Source organism: Desulfosoma sp., assembly GCF_052743555.1.
The window spans coordinates 2070-22372 of record NZ_JBRAHS010000015.1; the positions used below are offsets into that span (position 1 = coordinate 2070).

A 20303-nucleotide genomic window follows, 5' to 3' on the forward strand; every position below is an offset into this window, starting at 1 on the left:
GAAGAACCTTGTGTTCAGAGTCTATAAAGAATTCCACAATATCCACAAACCCAAGGTAAGAGCGGCATTCGGCTCGATAGACAATATGAGCCTTCGTCAAGGGCATGCGCCAAGAATCGCACGTAGTCGACTGGCTGCCCAACCGACGGCTTCATCATGCTCTGCTGCGATGTTCCATGGACACCTTTGGTCTATTCGGATAATTTGGCAAGGAAACTTAGGGAAAAACCATCGGACCGTGCATGGGAAAGGCAACCCGAGTGAAAAGGCCATATGACCCCCCTGCCCTGCCTGAAAAAATTCTTTGTGACCTTCGAGACACTGTCGGCCGTGAACATGTCCTGACAGCTCTGGAAGATCGTCTGAGCTACGGATACGATGCCAGTAAGATCTTCGCCCTTCCCCAGGCCGTCGTCTTTCCCGCCGATGCGCAGCAGGTCGCCCAAGTGGTTCGACTGGCAAACCAATGGCGTTTTCCCGTGTATCCTCGCGGTGCCGGAAGTGGCATGGTCGGTGGTGTGGTGCCCGATCGAGGCGGGGTAGTGCTCTCCCTAGCCAGGCTCAACCGCATTCTCCAAATCCATACCGAGGATATGGTCGCTGTGGTGGAACCCGCGGTGGTCACGGGTGTGTTTCAAAAAACTGTGGCCCAGCATGGGTTGTTCTATCCGCCGGACCCGGCTAGTTTGGATTTTTCCACCATCGGCGGCAATGTGGCCACCTGTGCCGGGGGGCCTCGAGCCGTCAAGTACGGGGTGACACGAGACTATGTGCTGGGATTGGAAGCCGTGCTGCCAACGGGGGAACTGATCACCACGGGCACGCGAACGATGAAAGGGGTGGTGGGTTACGACGTGACCCGTCTCCTGGTGGGATCAGAAGGCACCTTGGGGGTGATCACAAAGATTGTGGTGCGTCTCATTCCCGCTCCTGAAGCCGTCATGACGATTTCGGCCGTCTTTTCCTCCATTGAAGAGGCTGGACAAGCCGTGTGCGCCGTGTTGCAGGCGCGCGTCCTTCCCTCGTGCCTTGAACTGCTTGATGCCGCCACGCTGCGCGCCGTGCAGTCGTATTGTCCATTGGGCGTGCCTGAGCAGGCCGAGGGCATGCTCATTGCCGAAGTGGACGGCCCGCCCGAAGTCCTGCCCCGCCACATCGGCATCATGGAAGAAGTCTTTCGTCGGCACGGGGCAGTTGAAATCCTTCGGGCCGAAACACCCCAGGACAGGGAAAAACTGTGGACGGCTCGACGCGCCATTTCGCCGGCCCTGGGCCGGATTCGACCGGGAAAAATCAACGAGGACGTCACCGTGCCTCGATCCCGCATTGCCGACCTCATCAAGTTCAACCAGGCTCTTGCCCGCAAGTATGATCTGGTCATCGTCAGCTTTGGTCATGCTGGAGACGGCAACATTCACACGAACATTATGGTGGATCGTTCTGACCCCCGGGAATTGGCCCGCGCCGAAAGGGCTGTAGAAGAACTTTTTCGCGAAGTGCTTCGCCTCGAAGGAACCATCTCCGGAGAACATGGCATCGGCATCACGAAGAGTGGCTTCTTTCAATGGGAAGTGCATCCCGGAGCCTTTGACGCCATGTTGCGTATCAAGCGGGCTCTGGATCCTCACGATATTATGAATCCGGGAAAAATGTTCCTGCCCAATCGAGCCTTCTTTCAAACCACCGGCGTCTCAGGCAGAAGGACGACGCCCAACTGAAGGACCTTTTGACAAAAACCCCATAAGCACGCTGTGGCGTGCTTATGGGGTTTCGGTGATTTACGGACCGACAATGCCGCAGCGTGAAGGCGCCTTAGGCTTTGGCGCCGGCGGCCTCCGCCGCTTTGACTTCAGGTTCCCGGTTCTTTAATTCCGCAAAATACTTTTCCTTCACCCCTTTCAAATACGCCGACATGGGCCGGTACGCCAGGTGGGACCATTTGGAAAACGGCACTTCCAAAACCAGCATGGGTACGGCGATCATGAGGTGCAGAATGTACATGGCGTAGGTGGCGAAGGGAACGTTCATAATCCTTAAAATGTGGACCGCAATGCCCGTGATGACCGTCAAATCCAAAAGCACAAGAAACATCCAGTCGGTGCCATGGGAATTCTTGTAGGGCGTCTTGCTCTTGCGAATGCGGCCGATCAGAGCGTACGTGGCCCCGATAAACACGGAGATCGTCGCATAATAGCCCAGTAGACGAATGGGATGAAACAGCGGATAGATGGCATCCCTTCCCGTCACCGGATCAAAAGGCCTCTGGAATCGCAGAGGCTCCCAGGTGAGCCCCAAAACGGCGAGCCCTCCGGCCAGAAGCACAGCCACCAGAATGAAGGCCGTGGTGTAGCCAGTCATGATGAGCAAGTGAATGATCCACTGGGTGCGGTCTTCACACTTCGCCCAACGCTTTTGGGTCAGAAAGTGCAGCACCAGTTCTCTCGCTTCACTGGCATAGATGCGCAGGGGAATTTTGGTCAAAAGGTCGCCCATGGTAAATTTCATGAAACGGTACACGTTGGTGAGCAGGAAAAAGGACAGAACGGACGCCATGATGAGATCGGCGATTTCCATGCCGTGAGCCGGCCATGCTTTTTCCAAGGAGGCGTTCTGCCAGTCGAATTCCCCGTGAATGAGCAACATCAGGAGCCCGACGATGAGCCCCGTGACAATCACGGCCATGATTTCGAACTTTTCGGACGTGTAGAATTTGCGCGAAAATCCCGTCCAGTCGTACTGGCTCGTGAGATAACGGCGCATGACCATCATGGTCTCGCCGGGATCAGCCCCTCGAGGACAATGCTCGGAGCATGTGCCGCAGTAGTAGCAGAGCCAGGGCTCAGAGGACTGAAGGATCTTGTCCTTAAGCCCCATCTGGGCATACTTGACCAGTTTTCGCGGAAAGGGGGTCCCCGTTTCCGACATCGGGCACACGGCGGTGCAGTTCCCGCAATGGAAGCACTTGCTGGCGTCTTTCAAGCCGAAGTGCTTCAGATCCTTCATGAGATTCGGATCCACCTTGATGCTCATCCTCAGGCCTCCTCGCTTTTCTCGTCCGATGAACGGTCCATCTAGAATCCCTTGTAGGGGTTGGGTCCCAGACTTTCCAGAGTTGCCGCGAAATCATCCAAAATCTTCGGCAGCTTGTCATAGTCGGAAATGGCCACCGTTTCAAAACGCACGCGGTCGGATTCCAGCACCAAGCGATCCAGCGTTTCCTTAACCTTGCTCAGGCGGATGTTGGCCAGTTCCGATCCTTTGATGAAGTGGCATTGATAGTCGTCGCCATACCTGCAGCCCAGAAGCAGAACCCCGTCGATGCCCTTGGACAGGGCGTCGGCAATGAAGATAAGATTCATGGAACCCAGACATCGCATGGGAATCACGCGAACCCAGGCGTTGTACGTCATGCGGCGCAACCCCGCCATGTCCAGCGCGGGATAGGCGTCGTTTTCACAGGCAAGGACGACAATCCTCGGTTTTTCTTCGTCCTCTTCCGGCACCTCAATGGACTTGATCATTTCACCGATCATGCCCACAGAGTAGTTTTTGAAGGAAATGATGCGTTCCGGGCAGGCCCCCATACACACACCGCAGCGGCGGCATCGCGTGGGCTGCGGGAGCGGATTGCCCTTGTCATCTTCGTTGATGGCCCCAAACGGGCACTCTTCCGTACAGCGTTTGCACTGGGTGCAGCGTTGCATGAAAAACTCGGGAAAACTCATATCCCCTGCTCGAGGGTGCACCGCCTTGCCCTGGCTGACCAATTCCACGCACTGAATCGCCTTCATGGCCGCTCCGGCACCGTCTTCATAGGCCGCCGCCACACCCATGGGGCGACGCACGCATCCGGCCGCATAGATGCCGGTTCGCCTCGTTTCGTACGGAAAACAGATGAAATGAGAGTCGGGAAAACCGTAACGCAGGCCGGGAAGTTCGGGCCCTTGACGATATTCCAGGTTGAGAATGTCGGAGACCAAAATGGCGTCCTGAGGGACCTCCAGCTCTTCCTCTTCCTTCTTTTGTTCAGCTTCCGCTCCTCGCATGCGCGCCCGAACCTGGGCATAGTCTTCGCCGAAAGCCGTCACGGGAACCATGCCCGTCGCCAAAACCACCAGATCCAGGTCTTCCAGAAGGACGGTTTCTCCCAACAGCTCGTCCAAGGCTTCCACCGTGACGCTGGTTCCCGATGCTTTCACTTGAGGATCCTGGCATCGAATGAAAATGACACCCTCTTCCTGAGCCCTGCGGTACAGATCTTCCGCCTGGCCTGGAGTTCTCATTTCCTTGAACACGATATAAACGTTGGCGTCAGGGTAATTTTCCTTAATATAGATGGCCTGCTTGAGGCTTGTGATGCAGCATACCGAAGAACAGTAAGCCAGCTTTTCAGGGTCGCGCTGGCCAGCGCACTGGAGAAAAGCCACGTTCTGCACGTCGCCGCCATCGCTCGGCCGCTTCACTCCACCAGCCTGTACCATTTCTTCAAACTGGACATTGGTGATGACATTGGGCGATTGACCGTAGCCCAGCTTGGCATCCAATTGCGCAGGATCATAGGGTTTCCAGCCGGCGGCCATGACAATGGCGCCCACCTTGTGTTCTTTGGTGGCGCCGTTTTGCGCAATGGTCACCTTGAAAACACCGGGACCTCCCACTGTCTTTTGAATCTTGGCTCCCGTATAGACGGTGACATTGGCATCCTTAGTCACTTCCTGAATCAGGCTGTCCAGTTCGTTGTCTTTGATGCCCTTGTAGGGAAAGGTGGCGATCTTGGTCACCAACCTCTGAAACCCGCCCAGCTGCTTTTCCTTTTCCACCAAGACGGCTTTGTAACCAGCCCTCGACACTTCCTTGGCCGCCGTCAAACCAGCCACACCGCCGCCCACAATAAGAACGTCCTTGGAAATCTCTTCTTCGGGCTTGAAAGGTTCCGGAAGATCCATCCTACCGATCTTGGCTGCGGACATGCGCAGGTAATCTTCCGCCATCATCTGGGTGTCTTCGTCACCGGGCTTTTGACTCCACACCACCTGTTCCCGCAGATTCACGCGATCCACCAGGCAGCCGGGAAAACGAAACACATCGTACATGACCCGCGGCGAACACGCGGCAATCATGAGGCAGTTGACGCCTTGGCTGTCGATGTCCGCCTTGAGCATGCCAACACCTTCCTGGCTGCACAGGCAGGCATGGGTTTTCACCAAGGCGGCTTTGCATTCCTTTTGAGCCACCTTTGACAGCTGCTCTATGTCCAAGGCATCGCCGATGCCGCATCCGGTACAAATATACGTGGCAAGCTTCTTATCCATTGAGCTACCTCCTCACGACGGATTGAATGGCTTTGAGAGCGGCTGCCGTGCCGTCGGCGACGGATTCGGCCACATTGCACGGGGTTCGAGTCGTGCCCGCGGCGTAAATGCCTGGCATGGCGTCCATGGACGCCACAAAACCGTACTCGTCATAGGGAACCGGCGTGGGCAGCGGACTTTCTGAAGTGTTGGGCTGCATGCCTGTGGCCAGCACCACCAGATCCACCGGAATTTCGTGCAGCTCTTCGGTCATGGTGTTTTCCACGCGACACACCAAACTTTTCGTGGCACCGTCCTCCGTGATCTTGGCCACTTTGCCCTTGAAAAAGATCAGCTTGTCGTCGGCCTTGACGCGTCGGACAAAGTCTTCCAGCCGGTCCGTGGCCCGCACGTCAATGTAAAAGAAATACACCGTCGCATCGGGAATTTGCTCCCGAACATACGAGGCTTGCTTCAAGGAAGCCAAACAGCAAATGCCGGAACAGAACGGCAGATGGTTCTGATCCCGCGATCCGGCGCACTGGACAAACGCCACGGTTTTCGGCGGCTGCCCGTCGGACGGACGAAGAATCTTGCCCTGGGTCGGACCGTTCCAGGCCGCCAGCCGCTCCATCTGCACATTGGTAATGACGTTCGCATAGGCGCCGGCCCCGTAGTTTTCCAGCTTCTTGATGTCGTAAGGCTTCCAACCCGTAGCCCACACGATGCTTCCCACCTTGAGTTCCACCGTCTTTGCCGCCATGTCCAGTTCAATGGCGTCATAAGGGCAGGCTTCCTTCACCTTTTGGGCTTCGGCGCTGCGAACCAGGCTGGGATCGAGCACATAGCGCAGGGGAAAGGCCATGTCATGAGGCAAATAAGCGGCCTTGACGGTATCCATGTTATAATTGAAAGGATTTTGAATCTCCAGCGAGCACGCTTCGGCACATTTGCCGCATCCCGTACATTTTTCGTTCACATATCGAGGGTGGATTTTCACGGCGACATCAAAATCCCCTTCCACCCCTCGAATCTGTGTCACCTCGGCCATGGTGAACACCTTCACCTTGGGATTGTCTTTGATGCGCCGAAAATTGATTTCCAGGCCACAGTACGGCGGGCACAGTTTGGGGAAATACTGATACAGCTGCGCCACACGCCCTCCCAGGTAGGGATTCTTTTCCACTAAAAAAACTTCATACCCTGCCTCGGCGGCTTCGATCGCGGCACTCATGCCGCTCATGCCGCCTCCGACCACCATGATGCTTTGTGTCACCGTGTTTGCCATGCTCATCCTCCTCGGTATATGAAAGATGTCCCGTGAACCCTCAAGAGCCTGGGCTGGGAATGCCGCCGCAGAAAGGATCGCCCGACATGGGTCAGGCTACATCATGTGCAACTATACACAAAGCCAGCGCCAGGAGCAAACAAAAACTGGGGTCGTCTCAACGGCTTGGCTTTCGTAAGAAAGGTCCCTTTTGTGGAGCCTTCTTAGGAAATGGGCACGGGCTGGGTCATGTTGTGAAAAAAAAGTCGTACTCCCCCGCTTGGCCCTTGAAAAAAGGGTCACCCTCGGGTAATAGGAGAGGGAAGGCAATGGAGAAGAAAAGCGGACATGGTGTCCCCCCTCATTTCACACTATCCAGCGATGGAGTGGCCACATGGACGATAGACAACAAACCAACAGACGGATCGAAGTCGCGGCAAAGATCGCGGTCTCCCTGGCCGTGCTTTTCCCGGTGTATGCGCTCCTTTACTTGACCTTTCCCGCATCCATCATCGCCTTTTACCTCATCTCGGCAGGGCTTTTGGCCGCCTTTGCGCCCTGGGACAAGATCAAGCAAAAATTTCTTTCTTGACCTTTACCCACCGGGTTTTTTTCAAATACCCCTTTTCGCCTTGCCGCAAAAGCACGGGTGCACCCCGTGCTTTTTTCATGGGCGTTGCCGGAGCTTCCAGACGGCCTCCGGACCCCAACAAGGCATCAGGCACCTTGGAAGCCTGTCCTTTTCCTTAGAAATGCCGCCGAACACCGCGGTTTAATTGACTGCCCACGATCAGCCATGACCCTTGGCGCTCGAGCCCGTGACGCCGCGCGCCATGCCCTTTTGGTCTCGGCCGAATTTCCTTGTAGCGTCAAGCAGCGCTCCTTCTCACACCTGTCCCCAAGGGCTTACTGAAAGACTGTGCCCACATGCGCTCCACGGCTTTTCTTTATGGCGACATGAATTCTTAAAGCACCAATGAACCGAGCGCAACGCCCGCACTATTGCTCCCCAGTGGACACCCCGGCCAAACGACCAGCCCTGTCCTTGACCGCGTGGCCTTGTCAGGCGACAATCCTATGAGAGTGCCTTGCGCTTTATGAAGCCGTCGTTTCCCGCAAGGCCGCCATTCGCACGCACAAACCTTTAGGCAAGGAGGATCTCCATGAAGGCGTTGCATCCCAGTTCCTTGGAAAGTTTGGCCCGCCGTCATGCTCCCGAAGGTTCCTGGATTCTCAGCATCTACCTCAACCTGGATCCCCAAATGCGCGCCAGCCGCCGCGGCGCGCACAAACTGGTCCTGGAACAGATGCTCAATGACCTCGAAGGGACCTTGGATGATCCTCAAACGGTGGAACACTTTCGAGAGGACGCCCAATGGGTTCGAAGCCAAGTGGAACTGCATATTCCCAAAGGTCGGAGTCTCGTACTGTTTTGCGATGTGTCCGAAGGGTACACGTACCAGGAAGACGTACCGGTTCGGCTGCCCAACGGGGCCTGGTACGAACGCCGCCCCTACATTCGCCCCTTGTTGGACGCCTGGAAGGAATACGAACGCACGGGTATCGTCGTGGTCGATCGTGAAAAAGCCCGGCTTTTGGTGGCATCCATGGGGGAAGTGGAAGAGGTGGAGGAAGCGTTTCAAACGCCGGCTGTTCGTCACCGGGCCACCGCCGGCACCGACCACATGCGTTCTCAGATGGTTTTCCAGCGCCGAGCCGCAACTTGGAGCTATTGGTTTCTGAAGGAAGTTGCCGATTCCTTGCACGATATGATTGAGGACTACGGTATCGATCGCGTGGTGTTGGCGGGCCCGGAAGACGTCACCGCCGAACTTAAACGCATCCTTCCCAAGGGCGTTCTGGCACGCGTGGTCGCTCGAATGCGCGCCTCTGTTACGGCAAAACCCAAGGAACTTTTAGAAGCTGTCGCACCCATGCTGCGCGAACTGGGCGCTGCTCAGGAGAGGGACCTCGTCTTTGAATGTATCACGGCGGCCAGAAAGACCCAGAGCGAATCGTCCAAGGCGGTCCTGGGACTGGAAGCGGTCCTCAATGCCGTCAATCAGGGTCGGGTCTATCAAATCCTCGTGCCTGTAGGCTTTGCAGCCCCGGGCTTTCATTGCCCCACCTGCGACGTCCTCATGGATCATGCTCCGTCCACCAATGCCTGTCCGTATTGTTCCGGCGCCCTGGAGGACATGGATGATGTGGTGTGGGCGGCCTGCGACCGCGTGCTGGCCATGGGAGGCAAGGTGGAAGAGATCGGCGCCGACGGAGCTAAGGAAGTCCTAAAAAAAGAAGGCCCACTGGGGGCCTTTTTACGTTAGGCTTTCCGGGGCAGGCAACCACCTGCCCCTGGAAGCTCATTGTGCCGACGCACGCCGACCGGTTGGCTTTAGAACCTCCACTCCAGCATGGCGCCCACTTCGTAGACGTCGTCATCACCTTTGATGGTTTTAAAGGCATCGTCGGCAAACATATAAGCACCAACCAACTGCAGGCTCAAGCCGTCCACGATACCCTGATCCACGTAGACATTGATTTCGTGGCCGATACTGTCGTCGGTTTCACCTGGAGCGCTCTCCACCTTTTCCGATGTTCCGATGTAATAGTAGTTGACGGTCAGAGCCGTCTCTTCCATGGCCTGCCATTTCACGCCGGCGGTGAGCATCCATAGGTTGGACGGGCCGTCACCGGGAACATAGGCGCCTTGCCCCACGGAATTGTAAGTGTCGAACCCGCCAGCGTTCACATCCAGGGTCCCGAGCCCCAGGATTTCCGACCAGTAAAAAGATCGGCCTCTGGGGTAAACAAAAGCCTTCACATCATTGTCATTTAAGTCGTCGTCGCCTGTGGTATAAAATCCTCCTGCACTTAAAACAAAACTGGACACGGTGACATCAGCGCGAGCTTCGAGCATCCAACCCTTGTAATCGCCGGATCCGCCACCGACAATGTCGTAGCCGCCCAGGTTCTTGACGAAATTGACGTGCGCATCGATCCAGTCGTTGGTATAGGCCAGGTAAAGGCCCAGGTCGATGAGGTCATTGCCTCGAACATCGCGGCCGCTCAGCCAATCCACAGGCTGGTCGTAGTTGTAGTCTTCAAAAATGCTGGTCTTATTGTTGTTTGCCGATTGATAGAATCCCACAAGAGTCGCGGAAAAAGGCCCTTGAGCGTAGGACAACTCCAGGAAAAAGTCATCGATGTTTTCCGATACATCGGTGACGTTCTGATTTTGACCCGCCACATAACCGACCCGCACGTTGAGAGGATCAAAAGATTTGGTCAGAACCGCGCCGGAAAAATCATCCGAAAAGATCCATCCTCCCAGGATATCGGCCCCCTGCACGCCGACCGTGGCCGTCGCTTCCAGCCCAGGAACCATGAATTCCAAGTAGACATTTTTCATTTCCAGGTTCGTGGCATCGGCGCCGATGTCCCCTCCCCCCTGACGCCCGGCCCCTGGAGTCTCCAGACCCCACTGAGTGTTCGCTTCCCATTTGGTCACCAACTGCAGTTTTTCGCTGCCCACAAACGTAAGATACATATGAACTCTTTGGTCAAACCAGTTGGCATTGTCGTCGAAATCATCGTTTCCATCGGTGAGATTATTCTGAGACTGCCATCGCATGAAGTACATGCCGCCGTATTTGAAATCCACGGCAAAGGCCGGAAAGGCCAAAGCCGCGGCCACGAGAACTCCACAGCACATCAACCAGCATCGCCGCATTTTCTCCCTCCTTTGGACGTTGATCATTAGATCGGGCAACCCCAGTACAGAAGATGGCACAACATGCGCAAAAAACAACGCCCAGAAAAAACCTCTTTCTGGGCGTCTGTCAGCCTCATAGGCTAGCCGGCGTGAAAGCCAAGACTAGAACTTCCACTGTAGCACGGCACCCAACTCGTAGGCATCGTCGTCATCTTTGAAGATGGTGTAGGCATCATCCGCAAAGAGGTAGGCGCCCACCAGTGTCAGGTTCAATTTGTCCACAATGCCTTGACTGATATACAGGTTCACTTCGTGACCAATGGTGTCGTCCGTTTCGCCCGTTGCCGCATTGGCTAGGACATCTTCCGCCGTCGCCACGTAGTAGTAGTTTAACGTCATCTTGGTCTCGGGCATCGCCTGCCAAACGACACCCAGGTTCAAAGCCCACAGGTTGGACGGAACGTCGGCAGCCCGATAAGCCCCCTGGTAGGCCGGATTCAGGTGATCGGATCCAGAAACGTTCACATCGAGCAGGCCCACCCCGAGAATTTCCGACCAGTAGTAGGAAGCGCCGCGGGCATAGGCAAAGGCGTCGTAGTCTTTGGCGTTGTCGAAATTTGCAATGTTATCGTCATCGCCGCTGGTGTAGAAGGCGCCCAAATGGAACGTCAGGGCATTCCACATGAAGTCGGCGGTACCTTCCAACATCCATCCAGTGTAATCCTGGCTGCCGCCGCCCACCAGGTCATAGCTGCCGAAGTTCTTGATGCCAGTAAGGCCCAAGACCATCATGTCCGTCTTGTAGCCAAGGCTCAGACCCAGGTTGAACAGATTATTGTCCGTCACCGCCGTGGGGCTGGCCTGGATAACCGTCGTAGACATGTCAGGATAGGTGCTCAGATTGGTGTCATGAGCGTATTGATAAAAGCCCACGAGGCTCCCCGTAAACGGGCCGTTGGCGTAATCCAAGGACAAGAAGAAATCATCCACGTTTTCGTTCGTTGTCGTCACGTCTGTGTTCTGAGCGGCCACATAGCCAAAGGTGATCTTAACGGGATCAAGCTTGGTGGAAAACACGGCGCCTGAAAAATCATCGGCGAAAATCCATCCCTTAAGGAAGGTAGCGCCCTGCACACCCAGCTTGGTCCGCAGCGGCGTGTTCGGGATGTTGAACTCCAGGTACACGTTCTTCATTTCCAGGTTCGTGGCGTCTGCGCCGATGTCACCACCGCCATGTCGACCGGCACCCGGAGATTCACGGCCCCACAAGGTGTCCGCTTCCCAGTGCGTGACCAACTGCAGATTTTCACTGGCCACGAAGGTGAACTGCATACGCAGCCGTTGGTCAAACCAATTGCCGTTGTCGTCAAAATCGTCATTGCCGTCGGCCACGTTGTCGTTGGACTGCCAACGCAGACGATACAAGCCGCCGTACTTGAAATCCACGGCAAACGCGGGCACGGCCAGAGCAACGGCCGCCACAACCGCCACCAGCACGATGAAGTTCCTTTTCATCTCTTTCCTCCTCTAAGAAAGCTTCGAAAACTTTGAATACCCCCTGTTATGAGCCCCCCTGTTTACACTCTGCGCCTCGGCATCACCCCCTTTTCATAAAATCGCCCCCCGTCCTTCTTTCGGACGCTATCCTCATTTTTATAATGGGGTCTTTCGAGATGTCAAACGAAAATTCTCGGAACGCACGCGAAAAAATGTTATTGCCTGAACCGCTTGTTTGTCGCTAGTCTCTTGTCGAAGGTGACTCGAAGCCCTACACAAATTTTCTGATGGAAACATCTTGACAAAGGAAGGTGCTCCATGGTGGTCACACGATTATGGAAGAACTGGGTCGTTTGGCTTCTTGCGATTTCGGCCTTTTGTGCCGTTGCCGTTTGTCCGGCCGCCGCCCAAGACTCGTCCGTCAAAACCGTGGCCGTAATGCCGTTTCAAATGAACACGCCGAAAGATTTATTTTACCTTCAAGACGGCATTTGGGACATGCTGCGCTCACGCCTTTCTTGGCCCGGCAAGGTGCGCGTTCTGGACAAGGCCGCCACGCAAGGAATAGCGAAAACGCCCTTCGCGCTGGACAACCCCGACGCCGCCCGCACCCTGGCGCGCCGACTTAACGCCGATTACCTCCTCTACGGCAGTGTCACCGCTCTGGGGGATGCCGTGAGCCTCGATGCCACGGTGGTGCCCGTAGAACCCGATGAGGCGCCCATGCAGTTTCCATATCAAAGCCCCAACCTGAATCAGCTCATCCCCACGGTCAACCGGCTCGCGGAAGACGTCAATCGCCGGCTCTTTCAACGATCTACGTCCACAGCCACATCCTCTCCCTCAGAGGCGACCTCCACGCGACACCCGGAACTCCTTTTGCCCGAATCGACCCTGCCCGGCCAGGCCGTCTCCTATCTAAATCCCAACTTCATTGAAATCACACCCGAAGGGTCCCTGCGTCAGCCCGGGCTATGGCGGAGCCAGACGTTTTCCGAGGCCGTTCTCTCCATCGACGTGGATGATCTGGACGGGGACGGTCAGGACGAACTGGTGACCCTGAGCGCCTCTCGGGTCGCGGTGTACCGGCGGGTTGCTCAAGGGTTGCAAAGCGCCGCCGAATATCGGGCCAGTAAGCTGGATACGTTCAAATGGCTCGCTCTCGCCGATGTGGACGGCGATGGTCATCTGGATATTCTGGTGACCAACATTTTTCAAAGAAACAAGGGCCGAAATCCCGGCCCGGAAAGTATCAAGCTTTCCGACACGGAGTGGGAACCCGCATCCTTGGTGCTCCACTTCGACGGCAAGCATCTCACGGTCGCGGCCCAACGCCTGCCATACTTTATCAATGCCGTGGCCTTTCCCGGTCGAGGACGAGTGCCTCTTGCCCAGGCTCGAGGCCGATACGGAGATCTCTTTGAACCCGAAATCGTAGAATGGCGCCTTCGCGACGGCAAATTGGCCGTCACCGCCCCGGTGACCCTTCCACCTCAATGCAATGTCGTGAACTTTGCCGCCGGTGACTTTAATGGGGATGGTTCCACAGAATACGCCGTCATTACAGCCGATAACCGACTGCTCCTCGTGGACGTGGCTGGAAACCGGCTGTGGCGAAGCCGTCAGCAGCAGTTTGGAGCCACCACCAACTACCTGCTGGGGAAGGTGGAAGATCTTCGGTACAATAATGTGGAATATTACTATATTCCCTCGCCTATAATGGTCATGGACCTCAACAAGGACGGCATTCAGGAAATCGTCGTTAATCGAAGCCCAGACACTACCAGCCGCTTTTTGCCCCAAGGCTTCAAGTACTATGAAGCCGGGGAGGTGGTAAGCTTCTCCTGGGATCAACTGGGTCTTGTGGAAAACTGGAAAACACGGGAAGTGAGCGGCATGGTGTCTTCCATCCGCCTCGGCGACTTAAACGGCGACGGCACACCGGAGCTCATCGCCAGCCTGGTGTTAGGCAAAGACTTGCTGAAGCTGTGGGAAGCTCGAAGCACCGTTTTTTCCTATGACCTCAACGTGGGCCAGAGAGGCAAGACCGAGGCCGCACGAAAGCCCTAGGGACAGTTCACCGCAAAGGCACAAAGAGTGCAGAGAAAAGAAGATGAAGAAGACCCCCGTGCCGGGCTAAGGCCAAGCCGGCGTGGCACGTTCGTCCCCTCTTGGAGCTCGCGCATGAGGAGCTGCGGGTCACTCTGAAAGGGATCTTGTGTAAAAGCCAGAGGCGAGGGTTGAGAAACCGAAGTCTGAAGAGCCTAGCTTTGAAAATTTTGAGCACTGCGTGGTACGTGCTGGACGCCAACCACCGCAGGACTGCTGAAGCCAACCTTCGTTTGGCTCTGGAGGTGAATGGGAAAGAGGTGCACCGGCTGGCCCGAGAAAATTTTCGGCACTTGACCCAGGTCTTCACCGAATTTCCCTGCATGGCTGGCATCAGACGGGAAAACTTTCGGCGGTACGTGGAACCTCAGGGAGTTGAACATCTCGTGCGGTCTCTGGAACGAGGCCGCGGCGTCTTGATCCTCACAGGGCACCTGGGCAACTGGGAATGGATGGCCTACGCTGCTCCCTATTTCCTTCCGGCTCGGCTCCACATGGTGGCCCGCCCCTTGCGTCCCCCGCTCCTCAATCGATGGGTGACAGGGCTTCGAGAGCGGTCGGGCAACCGGGTCATCGCCAAGCAGCACGCCTTGCTTCATGCCCTGAAGGCTCTCAAAAAAAACGAAATGGTCGGCTTCTTGCTCGACCAAAATGCAGGTAAAAAGACAGGCATCTGGGCTCCTTTCTTCGGCGTTGACGTGCTCACGCACAAGACCCTCGCCCACATCGCCCTCCGAACCGGAGCTCCGGTTCATCCCGTGTTTAATCACCGCATGGACGACGGCCGCTACCACATCCACATCGGCCCGGAAATTCCACCGCCGTGTACCGGAAGCCTGGAGGAAAAGGTGGCCGCTATGACCGCGGCCTTTAACCGCATCCTTGAGGATCACATTCGCACGTTTCCTGACCAGTGGTACTGGGTCCACCGGCGCTTCCGCCGCTTCCGAGCCCGGACGGTGTCTGCAGAGCTTTCCTGAAAACCGGTGATCCGTCCTCTTGAGCGATTCGTTGATAATAAACCCACATCTGCCACACCAGCCCCAGACCGCCCTACCAGCGCCGTCTTCAAAGGGTATGTCCGAGTAGCCTGGATTCTTACGTCCGTATTGAGGGCTTCCGTGCCCACGCCCTCGGGGAAAGAGGCCCTCCGGTCGTTCGCGAACGTGCGGACACGCAACCAGTCGGTCCTTTCCACGCGAGTCGGGTAAGCGAACCTGAAGCATTGGTGGGATGCGCGGCTGCGCGTCCGGATGCGGTGACCGGTCCCGCGCCTCCGTCACATCCAGAGGCTGTCCGAGAATGGCTTTTCGGGGGCCGTTTTCGTTTCATTCCGTAGGAGCGCCACAAGGCACGATCAGGCATCCCGCTGTGCGCGCTCCTACAGATGGTCTTCTCAAACAAGCTCATGGACCGCTGCCGCGCGACAGGAGATGTGCGGACCACGAGCACGCGGTGCCACCCTCGGCGCATGCGGGAAGCTCCAGGAGTGTTATTGCTGAGGTCAGACTTTTCGGAAGAGCGACACGCCCAAGTCAGCCGATGTCTCCGCACCTGAACCTTCCTGATCCATAAGCCCAGAATGCCCTTGGCCTACCAATTTTTGCTTTCTCTGGAACAAGATGGACCAGACCTTATGCAGAGGTCCTTCCTGTTTTCTGGTCAAGCTTGAGAGCGTCGGTAGAATGCGCTCGGCCGATAAGCGATTCGCCCGGCCGGAGTCCATCAGGTACTGGCCTTAAGAGGGCGGGATGGGTGGGCGGCGGCCCTACCCCGCGGGTGCCCTTGCGTGACTTAGACTCTGCTGGGCTGCGCTCGAGCCCCTTTTTAGAGCTCGTAGTCGCCTTCCAGCTCCAGAATGTATTCGCGGTCTTGAGTCCCGGGCTTCACGGTAAAGGTCCCGCTCCCCTTGATTGTCGCCAGCTTCCCGATACCTCGGTAAATCGTCCAGGTCCCCTTGGTGAGCTTACTCTCCTGGTCACGCTCCCCTTCGTACTTACTGTAGATGGAGCCTTCTTCAAAATGCGTCACCGCATAGCCCATCATTTTGCCGGCTCCCCGCACACGGTCGTGAAAAGTGACACTGCGCCTCGAGACAAACTTGCCCGCGACCCCCACCTGATATTCGATGGGCTCCCCTTCCATCTCCACCAACATCAGCGTGTGATCAAATTCATCGTGGACATAAAGCATTTCGCGGCGGGTGACCATGAGTCGATATGTCGCTTTGCGTTTCATGAAGACCTCCTTCGGCAAGGGTTAGGATGGCTCCGACTTCGCAGCTTCACAACACCTGCGGGTAACTTATCTGTCGTGTAGCACAGACCAAACCTTCTGGCTAGAGGGAACTCCCCAGGCACCTCCCCTTATTCACACCCTTGCCTGCAGCATTTTGCTTGACAGAGGACTCATTGTTTGTTAACCGCGATGCGCCATTGTTGGTTAACAGAAAAATGGAGGAATGAAAATGCCGCTGGAATCCATTCGACGCATGGTGCTCATCTGCCTCATGACCGCGCTCATTGCCCTGGGGGCTCAAATGGCCGTTCCCATCGGTCCCGTACCCGTGGTCTTGACCAATCTGTTTGTCCTTCTCGCCGGGCTTCTTTTGGGACCCCGACAGGGAACAGCGGCTGTGGGACTGTATGTTTTCCTTGGTGCCGTCGGCTTGCCGGTGTTTGCCAATTTCAAAGCTGGATTAGCCCATTTGGCGGGGCCCACAGGAGGTTACCTTGTGGGCTTTGTGGCGGCCGCATGGATTGTCGGTCTTTTGACGCATGGGCGTTCGAAGCGCGCAGCCGATATTGTGGCGGTCTTTTTAGGGTCTTTGGTGGTTTATGCATTGGGCGTGCCTTGGCTTAAGGTCGTGACGGGCATGAGCTGGGCAAAGGCGGTGGGCGTGGGGCTGTTGCCCTTCGTTTTTGGGGATGCCGTCAAGGCGGCGGCAGCCGTCGTATTGGCTCGGTCTCTTCGCCCGGCGTTGGTCCGCCACGTGCGGCCTGCGGCTTCCGCTTGAACCTTTTAACGCACCACCGAGACGCATCAGGCCGCGGAAGGACCAGAAGCTCGTCCGACTTAGGTTGGGCGGCGTCCTTTCGGCATGCGGCTGTCGGAGTGCCGTAAGGCGCGTTAAGGCATGGCGGCCGGCGCCTTTCCTACGGAGAGTGTTCTCGGACAGGCTCTTCGAGGGAACAAGCCGCGGCGGGGTAAAAGATCCTCAAAGGGCTTTCACATAAACCATTTTGCTCTATGATGCGCCGGTGCCTCGCGCCACAGGATTCATGATCGAAGCCAGAGACTTATACTTCGCCTATCCCGACGGAACCCGCGCCCTAAATGGTGTGACGTTTCGGCTTGAAACGCCCGCTTTTGTGCTTCTGTGCGGCGCCAACGGCCAGGGTAAGACAACACTGCTTTACATTTTGTCCGGGCTGTACGAGCCTTCCAGTGGATCCTTGTCTGTGCTGGGTGTGAATGCCGCGCGGGATAGGCGCACCGTGCGCCGTCACGTCGGGCTGGTCTTTCAAGACCCGGACCACCAGATCCTTGGAGAGACTGTCGCGGAAGACGTGGCCTTTGGTCTGGAAAACCTTGGCCTTTCCAGGGAAGCGACCGGCCGACGTCTGGATGCGGTTCTGGAGCAGTTCGGTCTCTTAGCTCTGCGAGACAAGCCCTGCTATGCGTTGTCCGGCGGGGAAAAGCGCCGAGTGGCACTGGCCGGAGTTTTGGCCATGAACCCCGAGGTGCTTTTGTTTGATGAACCCTTCACCCATCTGGATTGGGCGGGAAGCCAGGCCGCGCTCAAGGCGATGCTGAGGCTGCGCGCCGAAGGACGCACGGTGGTGGTGTCCACTCACGACGTGGAAAAGGTGATCGCCCATGTGGAGGACGTGCTGGTCCTTAAAAAGGGGGTTGTTGTGGATCAAGGACCTCCACACCACTTGGCCCATCGTCTGGCCGAACATGGAGTGCGCCCCCCGTGCTCGGTCGTTTTCGGAAAAGGTCTGCAGCCGTGGCTCGCCGATTAGCCCTGCACTATGTGGCCCGCTCATCCCCCGTCCATCGCCTGGATGCACGCACCAAGCTGTTTGCCGTGCTGGTGCTCTCCTGCGCCCTCCTTCGCTCAAACAGCCTTGCGCTTTCCACCCTCACGTTGGCCCTGGCGACCACCACGGCGGCGGCTCGTCTTCCTTGGTCTCTGCTGGGGCGAACGTGTCGAGGCTGGCTGCCCTTTCTCGCGATGATCTTTCTTGTTCAATCTTTTTCATTACCCAACGTCCCGTTACAAATAGCGAGGGATGAAGTTTTCAAAAGTTGCGACCCTTTGAGGATATGGCGTGCCGTGTCCGCCTTTTTTCCTCGGCAGGAGGTGTTCCGGGCCCTGGCCACTGTCTGGCGATTGGGGCTTATGGTGTTATGGGCCGTTATGTTTACGGCGGTCACGCCGCCTCGAGACGTCCAGCATGCCGTTCTGTGGCTGCTTCGCCCTTTGCCCTTTTGTCCGGCACGGCGCATTGCCGTCATGGTTGCCCTGACGCTTCGCTTCTTTACGCAACTGCTGGACGATTTGGAACGCATTCGAGTGGCGGAGCAAGCCCGGTTGGGGGACAAACCCTTTCGACCTGTTCGCCGACTTCGAACAACTGTTTCCGCGCTTTTTCGAAAAGCGATCATTCAAAGCGAAACCACGGCTCTGGCGCTGGCTGCCCGGGATTACCGTGAAGATGTTTCCGTTGACATTCCACCGTGGCCTGTTCATCACGGCCTCATCTTGAGCCTTGTTGCCATCGGGCTTGCCGCTCTGCACTTTTTCTGACACAACCCCTGTCCATGATTTTTTAAGCAAGGCCCCGTCGTGCAAAGCCTTACCACATCCGAAACCTTGGCCAAGGAGCCTTGGGTTGGGCTCCTTTCTAAGGAGGCTTTCCTTGGATTACAGCTCGGCACTGGAACTCGTGAAGGCGTTGGCACGAGACGTCAAGGCGGGTCATCTATGGGCCCTACGGGACGCGGCGGCACATCGCCGACGCCGCCAGGATCTTTGGATGGCCTTGAACGCTCTTTTGGTCTGGCACAGGCCGAAGCTGGAGGCCGAAGCCGGCCTCGATTACCCCTACAAAGTGCTTCGAGAAAAGGGCGCCATCTTCGCCGGCTTCGCCTCAGGCAGCCAAGATCCCTTCGTCCGGCATCAAGCCGAACTGTACTTGGCCCTTTTGCCTTTTCCCGGCCAGTGGCGCCGCCTTTCCACGCTTGAGGCTGCGGCAAACAAGGACGCTGAAGTCGTGGACTTTGTTCGCCAAGAGGAGGCTAAAATCGCCGAAAAGATTTCTGAGAAACCCGAAAAAACCGTCCATATTCGCCACTTCATGCAGGTGCTCAAAAGCCCTCAGGACCCTCATGAAAAGGGCGTTCTTCGCCTCTTTGCCCTTCCTTACCTCGTGGCGCGCGCACCCATCCTTGAGGCCCTCACCCGTCGGTTTGTCCTTTTTGTCGAGCCGCCCATGGGGATCGTGTGGCGCCATAGCTGGTGGCGACGATTCTGCTCCGGAGAAGACCCCTGCCTTTTTGGGTTGAGCGGGAGCGAAGACCGTCAATTCATTGCCACGCAGCACCATGCCCTGGCTCTTCCTTTGGCTCACGGGGATTTTTTGGAAGACCTGAACAAGCCTCCGTGCACGAAGGAGCCCAAGGCGTTTGATCTGGTTTTCAACGCCACGTTTGACGACATGGGGCGAAAGCGCCACCTGTTCATGTTGGATCTGCTGACACACCAGGAACTTTCCGGTAAAACGGCCCTTTTTCTCGGCCGAGGACGTCCGGAAAACGTCCAGGCTTTTCGGCGGGCCGTCGCCCAGCGAGGCTTGGCGTCTCGAGTCACCGTGCGACCCAACGTGCCCCGACGCGAAGTGCCCGCCCTTCTCTCACAATGCCGCCTCGGCGTTCACCTCTCTCTTTATGAAAACGCCTGTCGGGCGGTCATGGAATTTTTTCGGTCCAACGTTCCCTGTGTAGTCAGCGCTTCCATGGCTGGCATCAATCTGGAGATGTTCACCCACGAGACCGGAGCCGCCGTTCCCGACGGCCGACTCGTGCAGACCATCGCCGAAGTGTTAGAAAATGCCCATCAGTATGCTCCACGGCGCTGGTTTCTTCGAGAAAGCGGAAGTCTAGTCTCCACACGCCGTCTCAATGAAGCCTTAAAGACACTCTTTCTGGAATGGGGGCTGGCCTGGACCGAGGACATCGTGACCCTCACCAGCAGTGGGGCCAGCCGGTATGGCTCAAGGGACGATGAAAAGCGGTTTCACGAAGAGCATCTCTGGATTGCCCAAAGACTTCAGCATGCCCTGCCTTTTGGGTTCCAGGTACTTCCGTAAACCGCGCCGCTAGCGGTCAGAAGCGTGTCCGAACATAACCATCTCGG

The 20303-nt window shown here is 56.7% G+C and carries 15 protein-coding genes; 9 read left to right on the forward strand and 6 right to left on the reverse strand.

From position 1 onward, the window contains the following. The first annotated feature begins 260 nt into the window (after nt 1-260). On the forward strand, nt 261-1718 hold the full coding sequence (locus ACUVSA_RS10615; protein WP_445892294.1) for an FAD-binding oxidoreductase: 1458 nt from the start codon (nt 261-263) through the stop codon (nt 1716-1718). Between the two features lie 94 nt (nt 1719-1812). On the opposite strand, the gene ACUVSA_RS10620 is transcribed toward ACUVSA_RS10615, so the two are convergent. Genes ACUVSA_RS10620 through ACUVSA_RS10630 form a run of 3 tightly spaced genes read right to left on the reverse strand, consistent with a single transcriptional unit; the run spans nt 1813 to nt 6579 of the window. Beyond that, entirely contained in the window at nt 1813-3030 is a 1218-nt protein-coding gene (locus tag ACUVSA_RS10620; protein WP_445894785.1) for a 4Fe-4S dicluster domain-containing protein, read from the reverse strand. Nucleotides 3031-3071: 41 nt separating this feature from the next. Next, the gene (locus ACUVSA_RS10625) at nt 3072-5312 is read right to left on the reverse strand and encodes a hydrogenase iron-sulfur subunit (RefSeq protein WP_445894786.1); all 2241 of its coding nucleotides are present in this window, start codon (nt 5310-5312) and stop codon (nt 3072-3074) included. 4 nt (nt 5313-5316) lie between these two features. Further along, nucleotides 5317-6579: an FAD-dependent oxidoreductase gene (locus ACUVSA_RS10630; protein WP_445894787.1), complete on the reverse strand. Its 1263-nt coding sequence runs from the start codon at nt 6577-6579 to the stop codon at nt 5317-5319. A 373-nt stretch (nt 6580-6952) separates the two neighbouring features. Here ACUVSA_RS10630 and ACUVSA_RS10635 point away from each other — a divergent pair, with 373 nt between their 5' ends. Both ACUVSA_RS10635 and ACUVSA_RS10640 read left to right on the forward strand, forming a co-directional pair. Beyond that, nucleotides 6953-7150: a hypothetical protein gene (locus tag ACUVSA_RS10635; protein WP_445894788.1), complete on the forward strand. Its 198-nt coding sequence runs from the start codon at nt 6953-6955 to the stop codon at nt 7148-7150. A 571-nt stretch (nt 7151-7721) separates the two neighbouring features. Then, on the forward strand, nt 7722-8885 hold the full coding sequence (locus ACUVSA_RS10640; RefSeq protein ID WP_445894789.1) for a baeRF10 domain-containing protein: 1164 nt from the start codon (nt 7722-7724) through the stop codon (nt 8883-8885). A 68-nt stretch (nt 8886-8953) separates the two neighbouring features. On the opposite strand, the gene ACUVSA_RS10645 is transcribed toward ACUVSA_RS10640, so the two are convergent. Together ACUVSA_RS10645 and ACUVSA_RS10650 are read right to left on the reverse strand one after the other, a co-directional pair. After that, nucleotides 8954-10291, reverse strand: coding sequence for a hypothetical protein (locus ACUVSA_RS10645; RefSeq protein WP_445894790.1), 1338 nt, complete (start codon nt 10289-10291; stop codon nt 8954-8956). Between the two features lie 144 nt (nt 10292-10435). Continuing rightward, nucleotides 10436-11788, reverse strand: a complete 1353-nt coding sequence (locus tag ACUVSA_RS10650) for a hypothetical protein (RefSeq protein WP_445894791.1) — start codon at nt 11786-11788, stop codon at nt 10436-10438. A gap of 300 nt (nt 11789-12088) precedes the next feature. Here ACUVSA_RS10650 and ACUVSA_RS10655 point away from each other — a divergent pair, with 300 nt between their 5' ends. Beyond that, complete coding sequence (locus tag ACUVSA_RS10655) at nt 12089-13840, forward strand: FG-GAP-like repeat-containing protein (RefSeq protein ID WP_445894792.1); 1752 nt, start codon at nt 12089-12091, stop codon at nt 13838-13840. A 209-nt stretch (nt 13841-14049) separates the two neighbouring features. Continuing rightward, the gene (locus tag ACUVSA_RS10660; protein WP_445894793.1) at nt 14050-14859 is read left to right on the forward strand and encodes a lysophospholipid acyltransferase family protein; all 810 of its coding nucleotides are present in this window, start codon (nt 14050-14052) and stop codon (nt 14857-14859) included. 847 nt (nt 14860-15706) lie between these two features. Here ACUVSA_RS10660 and ACUVSA_RS10665 read toward each other — a convergent pair. Next, nucleotides 15707-16117, reverse strand: a complete 411-nt coding sequence (locus ACUVSA_RS10665) for a hypothetical protein (RefSeq protein ID WP_445892304.1) — start codon at nt 16115-16117, stop codon at nt 15707-15709. A 229-nt stretch (nt 16118-16346) separates the two neighbouring features. Here ACUVSA_RS10665 and ACUVSA_RS10670 point away from each other — a divergent pair, with 229 nt between their 5' ends. The 4 genes from ACUVSA_RS10670 (at nt 16347) to ACUVSA_RS10685 (ending at nt 20256) form a co-directional block, all read left to right on the forward strand. Beyond that, nucleotides 16347-16895 carry a biotin transporter BioY gene (locus ACUVSA_RS10670; RefSeq protein ID WP_445894794.1) on the forward strand — a complete coding sequence of 183 codons (549 nt, stop codon included), beginning with the start codon at nt 16347-16349 and terminating at the stop codon, nt 16893-16895. Nucleotides 16896-17160: 265 nt separating this feature from the next. Then, nucleotides 17161-17907 carry an energy-coupling factor ABC transporter ATP-binding protein gene (locus ACUVSA_RS10675; RefSeq protein ID WP_445894795.1) on the forward strand — a complete coding sequence of 249 codons (747 nt, stop codon included), beginning with the start codon at nt 17161-17163 and terminating at the stop codon, nt 17905-17907. Continuing rightward, the gene (locus ACUVSA_RS10680; RefSeq protein ID WP_445894796.1) at nt 17892-18695 is read left to right on the forward strand and encodes an energy-coupling factor transporter transmembrane component T family protein; all 804 of its coding nucleotides are present in this window, start codon (nt 17892-17894) and stop codon (nt 18693-18695) included. The genes ACUVSA_RS10675 and ACUVSA_RS10680 overlap by 16 nt, the downstream gene beginning before the upstream one ends. A gap of 112 nt (nt 18696-18807) precedes the next feature. Beyond that, complete coding sequence (locus tag ACUVSA_RS10685) at nt 18808-20256, forward strand: glycosyltransferase (RefSeq protein ID WP_445894797.1); 1449 nt, start codon at nt 18808-18810, stop codon at nt 20254-20256. Nucleotides 20257-20303: the final 47 nt, after the last annotated feature.

Bases quoted from the DNA above. Each gene is read 5' to 3' on its own strand.
- ACUVSA_RS10635 (WP_445894788.1), top strand. From the start codon at position 6,953: ATGGACGATAGACAACAAACCAACAGACGGATCGAAGTCGCGGCAAAG.
- ACUVSA_RS10655 (WP_445894792.1), top strand. From the start codon at position 12,089: ATGGTGGTCACACGATTATGGAAGAACTGGGTCGTTTGGCTTCTTGCG.
- ACUVSA_RS10665 (WP_445892304.1), bottom strand. From the start codon at position 16,117: ATGAAACGCAAAGCGACATATCGACTCATGGTCACCCGCCGCGAAATG.
- ACUVSA_RS10675 (WP_445894795.1), top strand. From the start codon at position 17,161: ATGATCGAAGCCAGAGACTTATACTTCGCCTATCCCGACGGAACCCGC.
- ACUVSA_RS10650 (WP_445894791.1), bottom strand. From the start codon at position 11,788: ATGAAAAGGAACTTCATCGTGCTGGTGGCGGTTGTGGCGGCCGTTGCT.
- ACUVSA_RS10645 (WP_445894790.1), bottom strand. From the start codon at position 10,291: ATGCGGCGATGCTGGTTGATGTGCTGTGGAGTTCTCGTGGCCGCGGCT.
- ACUVSA_RS10630 (WP_445894787.1), bottom strand. From the start codon at position 6,579: ATGGCAAACACGGTGACACAAAGCATCATGGTGGTCGGAGGCGGCATG.
- ACUVSA_RS10670 (WP_445894794.1), top strand. From the start codon at position 16,347: ATGCCGCTGGAATCCATTCGACGCATGGTGCTCATCTGCCTCATGACC.
- ACUVSA_RS10625 (WP_445894786.1), bottom strand. From the start codon at position 5,312: ATGGATAAGAAGCTTGCCACGTATATTTGTACCGGATGCGGCATCGGC.
- ACUVSA_RS10620 (WP_445894785.1), bottom strand. From the start codon at position 3,030: ATGAGCATCAAGGTGGATCCGAATCTCATGAAGGATCTGAAGCACTTC.
- ACUVSA_RS10640 (WP_445894789.1), top strand. From the start codon at position 7,722: ATGAAGGCGTTGCATCCCAGTTCCTTGGAAAGTTTGGCCCGCCGTCAT.